The organism is Sporosarcina sp. P26b (assembly GCF_002743245.1).
Lineage (GTDB): Bacteria > Bacillota > Bacilli > Bacillales_A > Planococcaceae > Sporosarcina > Sporosarcina ureae_C.
Window position 1 is genome coordinate 44820 of sequence record NZ_PDYW01000016.1, and the last position, 12933, is coordinate 57752.

A 12933-nucleotide genomic window follows, 5' to 3' on the forward strand; every position below is an offset into this window, starting at 1 on the left:
AAGTGCCGCCTGAATCATAGGACATAAAAAGCCCCGCAACCGATTAACGGTTTGCGAGGCTAAGATTATATGTGTTCATCTGCTTCAACTTGCCGGTCTTCCAAGAAGTGTTCGAAATCCTGTGTAGGTCGTCGTACAGCCATGGATAAGAACAGATACCCAACGATGAACAATACGCCTGTCACGACGAATACTGCCGGAATGCCGATATATCCACTAACAATCCCACCGAACATTGGCCCGATGATATTACCAAGGAAGCGGAAACTGGTGTTGTATCCCATAACTTCGCCTTGAACTTCCAGTGGAGCTTCTCGGCGGACAAGTGCTGTCGTCAGTGGAATCATACCACCTGTCGAAATACCAAACAAGAACCGCAACAAGACCAGTTGCCAAAGTTCCGTAACGAACGCTTGCGGGATAATGAAGACGAACGACATGATCAGCAGTAATCCAAGAATTTTTTCATACCCGACATCGTCGCCAACCTTCCCCCAGTACCTGGCAAATAGTAAATTACCGAGTCCTGTAGCACTGAACGTCAATCCAGCAAGGAACGCAACATTGGTTGCAGCGTGAGTCAGATCCGCTACGTAGAGTGACAGCAAAGGTTGAATGCTGAAATTCCCGACTTGGATCAACGTCGTAACGAGCATGACGTTGAACATCAGACGGTGTTTGAATAATCCGCCCAAAATAACTTTCCGCGAATACTTCGCCACTTTCCGCACTTTCACTCGCGCTTCTTCTTTAATTCCAAATAGCACAAGCATTGTGGCAAACAGTACGGAAACGGACGTGATGATGAAGGCATACTCAAAACCGAACGTATCCGCCATCATACCGCCAAGAACAGGACCGAATAACATTCCCGAGACACCGCCCATTTGCAACGTCCCGAGCATCTTACCTGCTTCCTCACGTGGCGTCTGAGATGAAATGAAAGCTAATGACGTCGGCAAAAAGCCTGTAACTAGACCCATCAGAAGTCTTAAGACAAAAAAGGTTTCTACGGAATTCACAAAGCCCATCAAAAAGACCGAAATCGTAATCCCGAAACCATTAATTAGCAATATGGGCTTAAAGCCAAAACGATCTGCAAATCGTCCCCAAATAGGAGACATAATGAGCGCGGTAATAAATGTAGCACCAAAAATTAATCCTGCCCACTTCTGGACATATGCATCAGAGTAATCTCCAAACGTTTCAATATATAACGACAGGAACGGCATAATCATCGTCATCGTCCCTGCTACAAGAAAGTTCGTGACCCAGATGATGATGAAATTCTTCTTATGTCGACTCAAAATTGTAACGCCTTCCTCCTGTGAATATTAGATGATTTATAGTATAAAACAATTCGGCAGCCGAAGGAAACATAGTGCTTACATCTACAGTTGGAGTGAAAGTGGTAAATTGGCATTTTAGATTCCGCTACAGTAGAAAGGGGGAGGGCTATGAGCGGTTGCAAGGCGACTATGATTGTTCACGGCCTGTCATAGAGCGGTCAACAGAAAAGTATGAGCGGAAATGGATCGTGATAGAGCGCTTGACGGGCACAATAGAGCGAATACGCGTGAACTATGAGCATCTCTCACGCGAACAAACACACTAGATTAGCGTTGCCCACTTAAATATAGTGTGCTCTATCTCCACAAAAAAACTCTGTCAACTAACTGTCACAGTTACAATTATCGAATTTTCTAGTCATGTATGATAAACTGTTTTCATACACAAAACAGCATCAAAATGAACACGTATGCAAATTAGAGGAGGAATATCATGTATCCACAATTATCGACTGAAGTAGCAGAAAACGAAGCACTCGTTACAATGAACACAACAATGGGGCCTATCAAAATAAAGCTCTTTAAAGAGCAAGTTCCAAAGACTGTTGAAAACTTCTTGACTCACGCAGAAAACGGTTATTACGACGGTATTATTTTCCACCGTGTAATTCCTGAATTCATGATCCAAGGTGGAGACCCAACTGGAACAGGTATGGGCGGAGAAAGCATCTATGGCAACACATTCCAAGATGAGTTCACTATGGACCTATTCAACTTACGTGGCGCACTATCTATGGCGAACGCTGGACCGAACACAAACGGTAGCCAGTTCTTCATCGTCCAAGCATCTTCACTTGCAGGCGCATCAGCTTCACAATTGAAAAAAGGTGGCTGGCCTGAAGAGATCGCGGATGCATATGAAGCAAACGGTGGAACACCACACTTGGATCAGAAGCACTCTGTATTTGGTCAAGTACTAGAAGGAATGGACGTAGTCGATAAAATTGCAAACGCAAAAGCTAACCGCGACAATAAGCCAAAAGAAGAAATTAAAATTGAATCAATCGAAATCCTTCAAAAATAAGAAGGTTTAATTCATAGGGGGAAACTAGCATGGACTTCGTTCTATTGATGCCGTTTCTTTATTTTCCTGAAGATAAATCAGAATACATTCCAGCAGCAATCTCTTTCGTCATCTTCATGACGCTAATGCTGTTCGTATTTCGTTGGATTCTTAAGAAGTCCAAACGGCAGGAAGAAGAAACGAAAGAGCTGGAACATCGTATTTTAAAAGAACGACAACAAATGAAAAATCAAGAACATCCCATCGATTGATCGGGATGTTCTTTTTTTGAGTTTTCTCAGATGCTATCAATCTCTCTGCAACTGTTTTCTTTTTTCTTTCACAACACTGTGCTATCATTAAAAGAAAAATGCGAATCAGGTGACAAATCGTGCAAACCATCGAAATGAATAAAAAAGCGGTTGTACTTCTTAAACAGTGGGATCCATTCCAAGAAGGAGAACACGCATATGATACAGAGATTGCAGATGTAGTGACGAAGCTTCATGATGTAGATCATCCAGCTGACTTGGCTAAATGTATTCGCGATGCCTATGAGCATACACATGATATGTGGATACCTTTAGAGAAGTGTATGGATATATCCTATAAATTAATTGCGATTAAATATAAAGCCAACTCAATCGTCCAATATTAAATAGTTAACGCCGTCTTTTGGATGGCGTTTTTTTGTTCAAAACTTTGAAATATGGTATACTATGAAACGGCCGTAAAGGCAGACTAGATACTACTTTAGATTGGGAGCTGTTTTGCATGTCTCACAAATTTGCAGTAGGAGATGAGCTGTCCGGAAAAGTTACCGGAATACAGCCGTACGGTGCGTTTGTAGCGCTGGATGCTTCAACGCAAGGGTTAGTGCACATCTCTGAAATCACGTATGGGTTCGTTAAAGACATTCATGAATTTTTGGAAGTTGGGCAAGAAGTTCACGTCAAAGTACTGGATGTGGATGAAAAAGCGAGTAAAATCAGTTTGTCTATTCGTGCATTACAAGAGCCACCGAATTCTTACTTGAACAATCAACGTTCCCGTCAATCATTGCAGGAACGTGTAGATCAGCAAGACGCGGATGGCTTTAATTCATTGAAAGATAAGCTACAAGGCTGGATCGAACAATCCGGACGTTAATAAAAAAGGACTGTCACAGGGAGTGAATATAACTTCCTGTAACAGTCCTTTTTTGTGTTTTTAAATTAGTAAGTAGCGTCATTAAAATTACTTCTGCAACATCAGTATCTTTATTCCTTCAACTTCTTCAATCGATATTGCAAATTCTGTCTGCTCATACCAAGTGAGTTGGCAGTTTTCGTAATATTGTCATCGTGCAGCTTCATCGCTTTCTGAAGATAATACCTCTCCGCTTCTCGTAAATACTGATCAAGCGGTACTAACTTTGAATCGCTTTGTACAATGAAGTCTTTTGGCTGCGAAGATTCATCCGAAATGGACTCCACCTTTAACTTAAACTGCAATGGCAGCATATCAAACGTCAATGTATCTTCACTTGTACGCATGGAAGATACCTCGTCGAGCAAAAACTCCAGCTCACGCAAATTCCCTGGCCATTCATATGCACATAGTAACTCGCTGACTTTTTCATCGATTTTTGCTAACCCCGTTCCGAGCGATTCTATTCTCGTCTTCAAATAGGATTCGGCAAATGGAATAATATCTTCAGGTCGCTTACGTAGGGGAGGGATCCGGATAGCGAATGACGCGAAAAAGTAATAAAGCTCCTTTAACAGTGTCCCGGATGCAATGAGTTCAACTGGGTCATCTCCAATACTCGCGATAAACTGATGAGTGGATGATTTTTGCAAAACGAAAAGTAATGACTGTTGCAATGAAATTGATAAGGAGTCGATTCGCTCACAAAATAACGTCATCGTCAATTGCTGTTGTAAAGTTTCGTCAAGTTGCCGAATGATATCTGTATCAGCATGTAGGCAATGGAATGTGTGAAATACTCTTTGACTTTCCGAAGTTCCGTAGTGAATAGCTTCAGCAAGATGATCTTTCCCAACGCCAGTCTCACCAATTAATAATACAGGTAATCCTGCATCTGCCGCTTTTTCAGCAGTCGAAATGACTGACTTCATCGCAAGAGAGTGGGCTGTGATTTGATTGAATGTAATCGGTCCACGGTTTTTACGCAATGGTTGCAGAACGAACTTCTCCAATGCGGTAATATCTTGGGCAAATTCAATCGCACCGATCAATTTCTGTTCTTCGTAAATAGGGTAAGTGTCATTCATCGTGGTGATTTCTAATTCGTTCGTATTCCAATACCTCTGCTTCACCCGCAATTGTGGTTCTCCACTCTGCAACACTTTCATCAAGGTACTTTCACTTTTGTCGAAGTTGAATAGCTCCAATATAGAATGGTCTTTTATATCCTCGAGATTTAAACCTTCGATTTCCTTCATTTTACGATTGTAGACAAGTGTGCGTCCTGAATGGTCTACGGCATGTATTCCGATATTTGCATGATCCACTGCAAATTGATTGCATATATCTAATACATCTTTATAACTATTCATCAAAAACACCTTCCTAACGTAATACTTAACAGAATTTTATTAGTAAAATACTAAAAAGAAAAATAAATGTATCAAAACACTTGCAAAGTGCAACGTTTTCTTGCATCATTATAAATGTAAACGTTAACAAACGCAAATATATTTTGCACTCTCAAATATAAAGGAGGACTTGATCCTAAATGATTCCATACAAACACGAACCATTCACAGATTTTACAGTAGAAGAAAACCGCAAAGCATACGAAGAAGGTTTTAAAACCGTAGAAAGTTATATTGGCCAAGACTATCCGTTAATTATCGGTGGCGAGCGCATCATGACAGACAAGAAGTTAGCATCTACTAATCCTTCAGATAAAAAAGAGATCATCGGGAATGTCTCGCAAGCTAGTCGCGATTTAGCAGAACAAGCGATGAATACGGCAAAAGAAACATTTAAAACGTGGAGAAAAGTGAAGCCTGAATTCCGTGCTGATGTACTATTTAAAGCTGCGGCAATCGTCAGACGTCGTAAGTTCGAGTTTTCTGCACTCCTTACAAAAGAAGCGGGCAAGCCTTGGAACGAAGCGGACGCAGATGTTGCAGAAGGTATCGATTTCCTAGAATACTACGGTCGTCAAATGCTTACATTAAAAGAAGGTATGCACGTAGAGAGCAGACCAGGAGAATTTAACCGATTCGATTATATACCACTTGGTGTAGGCGTAGTTATTTCACCGTGGAACTTCGCATTTGCCATCATGGCAGGTACGACAGTGGGAGCACTGGTGACAGGGAACACAGTATTGTTGAAGCCTGCATCTACTACAACAGTAATTGCATATAAATTCATCGAAGTACTGGAAGAAGCCGGTATGCCTTCAGGCGTTGTCAACTATATCCCAGGGTCAGGTTCAGAAATTGGCGACTATCTAGTCGATCACAAAGATACTCGTTTCGTTTCGTTTACGGGTTCACGCGAAGTCGGTACACGCATTTTCGAACGTGCGGCTAAAGTACATGACGGCCAAATTTGGTTGAAGCGCGTAATTGCGGAAATGGGCGGTAAAGATACGATTGTTGTCGATAATGAAGCAGACCTTGAATTAGCAGCACAATCTATCGTGAAATCTTCATTCGGATTCAGTGGACAGAAATGTTCTGCATGTTCTCGTGCGATCATTCATGAAGATGTCTACGACGAAGTAGTGAAGCGCGTAGAAGAAATTACGAAAACGTATAACTGGGGCGATCCGGTAGATAGCAAAAATACTGCAGGTCCAGTAATTGACCAGGCTGCATACGATAAAATTATGGACTATATTGAAATCGGTAAGAAAGAAGGACGTCTCATTGCAGGCGGAACTGGCGATGACTCCAAAGGTTATTTTGTAGCTCCGACAGTATTCGCAGACGTTGATCCGACTGCGCGTATTTCGCAAGAAGAAATTTTTGGACCGGTCGTGGCGCTTTCTAAAGCTTCATCCTTTACAGAAGCGATTGAGTTTGCGAACGATACAGATTATGGTTTGACAGGTGCTGTCATTACGAATAACCGTCATCACATTGAACAGGCTCGTGAAGATTTCCATGTTGGTAACTTGTATTTCAATAGAGGATGTACAGGTGCTATCGTAGGATATCAGCCGTTTGGCGGATTTAATATGTCGGGTACGGATTCGAAAGCTGGAGGACCGGATTACTTGCAGTTGCATATGCAAGGGAAGACTACTTCAGAGACACTATAAACCGATTAAGAGAATTCGAGGAGTGAACAGAGATGACGAAAACAACAACTGTTATTGAAAAAACACAAAAATACGGTGCGAATAACTATAATCCGCTACCTATCGTAATTTCGGAGGCGGAAGGTGTCTGGGTGAAAGACCCTGAAGGCAATAAGTATATGGATATGTTAGCTGCATATTCCGCACTCAATCAAGGACATCGCCACCCGAAAATTATTCAAGCGCTGAAAGACCAAGCTGACCGTGTAACGTTAACTTCACGTGCATTCCACAATGATCAATTGGGTCCGTGGTATGAAAAGATGGCAAAGCTTTCAGGTAAAAATATGGTATTGCCTATGAATACAGGTGCAGAAGCAGTGGAAACAGCTTTAAAAGCAGCTAGACGCTGGGCGTATGACGTAAAAGGAGTAGCTGGCAATCATGCAGAAATCATTGCATGTGTCGGGAACTTCCACGGTCGCACGCTTGGAGCAGTTTCACTGTCGTCTGATCCTGAATATAAAAAAGGATTCGGTCCGTTACTACCTGGTATCAAGTTGGTAGAATACGGTGATATCGATGCATTAAAAGCTGCGATTACTTCCAACACGGCGGCATTCCTAATCGAGCCGATCCAAGGCGAAGCTGGAATCATCATTCCTCCAGAAGGATTCATGAAGGAAGCTGCGAAACTATGTAAGGAAGAAAACGTTCTATTAATTGCGGATGAAATTCAAGCAGGACTATGCCGTACGGGTGAAATGTTTGCTTGTAACTATGATGATGTTACACCAGATATGTATATTCTTGGTAAGGCACTAGGTGGCGGAGTATTCCCGATCTCTTGTGTGCTTGCAAATGATGACATCCTAGGTGTATTCAATCCGGGTTCTCACGGTTCTACATTTGGTGGGAATCCGATGGCTTGCGCAGTATCCATAGCAGCACTTGAAGTGTTGGAAGAAGAAGAGCTGGCGAAGCGATCTAAAGAATTAGGAAATTATTTCATGGATGAATTGAAGAAAATTTCTCATCCTGCAATTAAGGAAGTACGTGGCCGTGGATTATTCATTGGAATGGAACTAACAGAAGAAGCACGTCCGTATTGTGAGAAGCTCAAAGAACTAGGTTTACTATGTAAAGAAACGCATGATACCGTCATTCGTTTTGCTCCTCCACTGACTATTACTCAAGAAGAGCTGGACTGGGCATTAGAGAAGATTCGCACAGTATTTAACAAGTAAGTAACGTTCAACCACCCATCCAATTTCTGCATAAAAATAAATTCAAAGAAGGTTTGGAATTGATGGGTGGATGTTTCAACACGTCCGTGTTATAATGTGTCCGTGAAAGACAATACCAAACAAAGAGGCGAGCCATACAATGACAGAAAACCTGAATCTATTTACGTCTACACAAGTTGTTATAAAAGAAGCACTTGAAAAGCTAGGCTATGATGAAGGAATGTATGAACTATTGAAAGAACCACTTCGTATGGTGGAAGTGCGCATTCCAGTCCGTATGGATGATGGAAAAGTAAAAGTATATACCGGTTACCGTGGACAACACAATGACGCAGTCGGACCTACAAAAGGTGGAATTCGATTCCATCCTAACGTTAGTGCTGATGAAGTGAAGGCGCTATCTATGTGGATGACGCTAAAAGCTGGAATTGTGGATTTACCATATGGTGGAGCTAAAGGCGGTATTATCTGTGATCCGCGAGAAATGTCGATGGGTGAACTAGAAAGACTAAGCCGAGGCTATGTGCGTGCACTTAGTCAAATCATGGGGCCTGCAAAGGATATCCCTGCACCGGACGTCTTTACGAATTCACAAATCATGGCATGGATGATGGATGAATACAGTAAAATTGATGAATTCAACTCTCCTGGTTTCATTACAGGGAAGCCAGTCGTACTCGGTGGTTCACATGGCCGCGAGCGCGCAACAGCTGAAGGTGTAACGATCATTATCAATGAAGCGGCAAAACGTCGTAACATCGATATGAAAGGTGCACGTGTTATCATTCAAGGGTTTGGTAACGCAGGCAGCTTCTTATCCAAGTTTTTACATGACTCCGGTGCGAAAGTTATCGGAATATCTGATGCATATGGAGCGTTGCATGATCCGGACGGTTTAGATATCGACTATCTATTAGATCGTCGTGACAGCTTCGGAACAGTTACTACATTATTCGACAATACGCTAACCAATGCGGAATTACTCGAAATGGATTGTGATATCTTAGTTCCAGCTGCTATCGAAAACCAGATTACAGAAGAAAATGCTTATAATATTAAAGCGGATATCGTAGTGGAAGCAGCGAATGGTCCAACTACAGCGGAAGCTACAAAAATCCTGACAGATCGCGGTATTCTACTAGTACCAGACGTATTAGCTAGTGCTGGTGGCGTAACAGTATCGTATTTCGAATGGGTTCAGAACAATATGGGCTATTATTGGTCTGAAGAAGAAGTCCGTGAAAAAATGACAGAAAAAATGGTTGCGGCATTTGAAAATGTCTATAATGTATCGTCTACACGTAATATTGATATGCGTTTAGCGGCATATATGATTGGTGTACGCAGAACAGCGGAAGCAAGCCGTTTCCGTGGCTGGGTATAATAACAACTAAAGGCATCTCCTCATATAAGAGGAGATGCCTTTTAAATTTGTTCAACGGATGAAGTGGAATGAGTTTCTTCAGCGGGTTTATGTCCGTCTTCCCTTCGCCAATACGTAAAGAGGACTTGTAACGCCATAAGACCAGATAATCCGATGATGATATACAGGAAGCGTGCTAGAGGCTGATAGGCACCTTCAGTAAGTTGTGCGATGACGTCAAAACGAAAGATTCCAACGACTCCCCAGTTTAATGCGCCGATCAGCGCGATGGCCAATGTAACTTTTTGCAGTGTTTCCATTTTATCTCCTCCTGTAAAAAGTATATCCTGTTTTTAGAACACTATACTTGCATCATAAATACATCTTTTTCATAATAGAGAGTAAGAAAGAGGAGGCGTATGATTTGGATAACTTTATTTTTAACAATCCGACTAAATTAATATTCGGTAAAGATCAACTACAACGATTGCCAAAAGAGCTTGAACAATACGGTAAAAAGGTGTTACTCGTGTACGGTGGCGGCAGTATTAAGCGCAATGGCCTGTATGACGAAATTACAAAGATGTTAAACGACAATGATTTCGAAGTAGTGGACATGCCAGGTGTTGAACCCAATCCTCGTTTGTCGACAGCTAAGAGAGGCGCAGACCTTTGTAAAGAACATAATATCGATGTGATTCTCGCAGCTGGTGGCGGTTCTGTAATTGACTGTACGAAGTTAATTGCTTCCGCAGCGAAATATGACGGTGATCCTTGGGACTTTGTAACAGGTAAAGCAACGCCTAAAGAAGCACTTCCATTCGGTACGGTGCTGACGATAACTGCAACTAGTTCAGAAATGAATGCGGGTTCTGTTATTACTAATGAAGAGACACAAGAGAAATACGGCTGGGGTGGGCCATTAAGCTATCCACAGTTTTCTATATTAGATCCGAAATATACATTGTCAGTGCCACTTGATCAAACAGTCAATGGAATTGTTGATACGATGTCCCACATTTTCGAACAATACTTCCACACGGCAGACAACGCATTGTTGCAAGATGAAATTTGCGAAGCGGCATTACGCTCTGTTATGAAGACTGGCGAACAACTAGTAAAAGATCCAGAAAATATAGACCTTCGTGAATCCATGATGTTTGCAGGAGTTTGGGGATTGAACGGTTTCTTATCGATGGGAACAAGAGGGGACTGGGGTACGCATAATATTGAACACGCCGTATCTGCTGTCTACGATATTCCGCACGCAGGCGGTTTGGCGATTCTATTCCCGCACTGGATGAAGCAAACATTCCCCAAAAACCCAAAGCGCTTTGTACAGCTAGCTGTTAATGTGTTCGGTGTAGATCCAGCTGATAAAACAGATGAAGAAGTTGCAATGGAAGGAATCGACCGCTTAAGTGCCTATTGGAAGAAGATTGGCGCACCTGTCACACTAGCGGATTATGATATCGATGACTCTAAATTAGAGTTAATGGCTGAAAAAGCTGCTGTAAATGGTCCGGTCGGTGGATTTGCTAAGCTTTCTAAGGATGAAGTTCTTACTTTATTGAAAGCTAGTTTATAATTCCTGAGATTATGTTTCTATTGAATATGTAAAAAGACTGAAAACAACTACCTGTAGTAGGGTTGTTTTCAGTCTGCAACGTCAAGTCACTTCGGCTTGGCGTTTTTTTATGGATAAATAACGAGCTCTACCGATTCTACATAAGAAAGTGTAGTCAGTTCTATATAGAGTGAAGAGGTAGATTTTTTTGGATGTGCCATAAGTTTAAATTGCAATTCATGGTGGTAATGGTGTTCGGGTGTTTGGAATTGTCTAATACGCATATGGTCAATTTCCATGTTTTCAGCATGTAAGTATTTTATGAGGTCATCAATCTTAGACTTTTGCGTAATGATGATCGTGCAATTTGCTTCTTTTGTACGTAACCGTTTCGGACCGAATCTACCTAGCATAGGCGCGATTAGCTCAATAACGATCATTACACTGATCACAGTGAAGAATGCTTCGAAGTAAAAACCAGCCCCTACTGCAATACCAATTCCCGCGGCGCCCCAGATCATAGCAGCAGTAGTAAGTCCTGTTATATTATCGTTATCCCTGCGCAATATCGCACCGGCGCCAAGGAATCCGATACCACTGACGATTTGTGCAGATAGTCGTAAAGGATCCATTGTAATATTAATATCATCGCGGGACGGCACTAAATAGGCTGCTTCCATTGAAATGATTGTCAATAGGCAACTGAATGTAGCGATGACCGCGCTTGTCTTCAGTCCGATAGGTTTCTTCTTGATTTCTCGCTCCACGCCAATAATGATACTAAGTACGAGGGCGACACTGATTTTAATTAGCGCTTCTCCATTAAATGAATCCGCAAGTAATGTAAACATAAATTATCCTCCTTCACTTACAAAATAGGAAGATTACCTATATACTTTCTTTTATACGGCAATCAACTCGTACATGCCTCTCTTTCTATTGTAATGGGAAGGGAGATAGAAAGAGAAGTGATATTTTGAATAAACCATCAATTCATCCCTACATACCGATCGCGATAGGTGTGCTCACTGTCGGCTTATCTGCAATCTTCGTAAAGTTGGCCACTGCAGATGCAGGAGTCATCGCCTTTTATCGTATGTTCTTTTCAGCAGTCATTATGCTTCCGTTATTCTTAATTTCGTATCGTAACGAACTAACAGCATTAACAAAAAGGGAATGGTTGTTTACTGCGAGCTCAGGAATATTTTTGGCGATCCATTTTATACTGTGGTTTGAATCTCTGAACTACACATCAGTCGCCAGCTCTACCGTACTGGTTACGCTGCAGCCGGTATTTGCATTGGCAGGCACAGCATTGTTCTTTAAAGAGATCATTACAGGGAAGATGCTCACTGCTGTTCTTGTTGCATTAACCGGAAGTTTTATTATTAGTTGGGGAGACTTTCAAGTAAGTGGGGCCGCATTATTTGGAGATATCTTGGCGTTGCTAGCTTGTGCATTCGTTACAGCTTATTTATTAATTGGTCAAAATGTACGTAAAAGAATATCACTCGTGACGTACACCTTTCTTGTTTACTCCGTGAGTTCGGTTGCATTATTTATCTATGTACTCGTCATACAAGAACCGTTCTTTGGATATCCCTCATCTGATTGGGGCTGGTTCTTAGCTTTAGCAATCTTGCCAAATCTACTGGGGCACACATTATTTAACTGGGCAGTTAAGTGGGTGAGCACAAATGTAGTATCAATCGCCATTCTATTTGAACCTGTGCTTGCTTCAATCGCCGCTTACTTCGTGTTACACGAAAAAATAACTACACTTCAATTAATAGGCGCAATCGTTGTCCTGACGGGGATTCTACTGTTTATTATCGATGTGAAATCAATAAAGAAAAAACTATTTACGAAAAACACTTGATTTCTCTATACGATCTATTGTATATTAGTTCTTGTCGCTTCGGACGTAAACGAAATCAACGAAAAAAACTTCTTTAAAAAAGTTGTTGACTTCGAGAAACGCTGAGTGTAATATAAAGAAGTTGCTTTCACACAGGCAACAAACACGAACCTTGAAAACTGAACAGCAAAACGTTAACGAAATACAGTTTGTGCCTGGCTTGCCAGTGACATAAACAAAAATGAGTATCTTAATTGATGCCAGCAAATGAAACTCGAGCTA

General features: G+C 41.6%; 13 protein-coding genes. 9 read left to right on the top strand and 4 right to left on the bottom strand.

Annotated features, from left to right (window positions below; translation table 11 throughout):
• Positions 1-65: 65 nt before the first annotated feature.
• The gene (locus CSV69_RS12530; RefSeq protein WP_085426780.1) at positions 66-1307 is read right to left on the bottom strand and encodes an MFS transporter; all 1242 of its coding nucleotides are present in this window, start codon (positions 1305-1307) and stop codon (positions 66-68) included.
• Positions 1308-1782: 475 nt separating this feature from the next.
• On the opposite strand from CSV69_RS12530, the gene CSV69_RS12535 reads away from it, so the two are divergent.
• The 4 genes from CSV69_RS12535 (at position 1783) to yugI (ending at position 3501) form a co-directional block, all read left to right on the top strand.
• Positions 1783-2373: a peptidylprolyl isomerase gene (locus tag CSV69_RS12535; protein ID WP_085426779.1), complete on the top strand. Its 591-nt coding sequence runs from the start codon at positions 1783-1785 to the stop codon at positions 2371-2373.
• 29 nt (positions 2374-2402) lie between these two features.
• Entirely contained in the window at positions 2403-2624 is a 222-nt protein-coding gene (locus CSV69_RS12540; RefSeq protein ID WP_099693586.1) for a hypothetical protein, read from the top strand.
• Between the two features lie 119 nt (positions 2625-2743).
• Positions 2744-3010 (top strand): DUF1871 family protein, encoded by a 267-nt coding sequence (locus CSV69_RS12545; protein WP_198166219.1) that lies wholly within the window; start codon positions 2744-2746, stop codon positions 3008-3010.
• 116 nt (positions 3011-3126) lie between these two features.
• Entirely contained in the window at positions 3127-3501 is a 375-nt protein-coding gene (yugI, locus tag CSV69_RS12550; protein WP_085426777.1) for a S1 domain-containing post-transcriptional regulator GSP13, read from the top strand.
• A 110-nt stretch (positions 3502-3611) separates the two neighbouring features.
• Here the strand turns inward: yugI and CSV69_RS12555 are convergent, their stop codons facing one another.
• Positions 3612-4913 carry a sigma 54-interacting transcriptional regulator gene (locus CSV69_RS12555; protein WP_099693587.1) on the bottom strand — a complete coding sequence of 434 codons (1302 nt, stop codon included), beginning with the start codon at positions 4911-4913 and terminating at the stop codon, positions 3612-3614.
• Positions 4914-5092: 179 nt separating this feature from the next.
• Between CSV69_RS12555 and pruA the strand changes: the two genes are divergently transcribed.
• The 3 genes from pruA (at position 5093) to CSV69_RS12570 (ending at position 9247) form a co-directional block, all read left to right on the top strand.
• Positions 5093-6637 carry an L-glutamate gamma-semialdehyde dehydrogenase gene (gene pruA / locus CSV69_RS12560; RefSeq protein ID WP_099693588.1) on the top strand — a complete coding sequence of 515 codons (1545 nt, stop codon included), beginning with the start codon at positions 5093-5095 and terminating at the stop codon, positions 6635-6637.
• A gap of 32 nt (positions 6638-6669) precedes the next feature.
• On the top strand, positions 6670-7863 hold the full coding sequence (locus tag CSV69_RS12565; RefSeq protein ID WP_085426774.1) for an ornithine--oxo-acid transaminase: 1194 nt from the start codon (positions 6670-6672) through the stop codon (positions 7861-7863).
• A 139-nt stretch (positions 7864-8002) separates the two neighbouring features.
• Positions 8003-9247, top strand: coding sequence for a Glu/Leu/Phe/Val family dehydrogenase (locus tag CSV69_RS12570; protein ID WP_099693589.1), 1245 nt, complete (start codon positions 8003-8005; stop codon positions 9245-9247).
• A 41-nt stretch (positions 9248-9288) separates the two neighbouring features.
• On the opposite strand, the gene CSV69_RS12575 is transcribed toward CSV69_RS12570, so the two are convergent.
• Positions 9289-9546, bottom strand: a complete 258-nt coding sequence (locus tag CSV69_RS12575) for a DUF378 domain-containing protein (RefSeq protein WP_099625748.1) — start codon at positions 9544-9546, stop codon at positions 9289-9291.
• A 104-nt stretch (positions 9547-9650) separates the two neighbouring features.
• On the opposite strand from CSV69_RS12575, the gene CSV69_RS12580 reads away from it, so the two are divergent.
• Positions 9651-10814 carry an iron-containing alcohol dehydrogenase gene (locus tag CSV69_RS12580; RefSeq protein ID WP_085426771.1) on the top strand — a complete coding sequence of 388 codons (1164 nt, stop codon included), beginning with the start codon at positions 9651-9653 and terminating at the stop codon, positions 10812-10814.
• A 107-nt stretch (positions 10815-10921) separates the two neighbouring features.
• Here the strand turns inward: CSV69_RS12580 and CSV69_RS12585 are convergent, their stop codons facing one another.
• Positions 10922-11644 carry an MgtC/SapB family protein gene (locus CSV69_RS12585; RefSeq protein WP_085426770.1) on the bottom strand — a complete coding sequence of 241 codons (723 nt, stop codon included), beginning with the start codon at positions 11642-11644 and terminating at the stop codon, positions 10922-10924.
• Between the two features lie 125 nt (positions 11645-11769).
• Between CSV69_RS12585 and CSV69_RS12590 the strand changes: the two genes are divergently transcribed.
• On the top strand, positions 11770-12672 hold the full coding sequence (locus tag CSV69_RS12590; protein ID WP_099693590.1) for a DMT family transporter: 903 nt from the start codon (positions 11770-11772) through the stop codon (positions 12670-12672).
• Positions 12673-12933 lie beyond the last annotated feature (261 nt).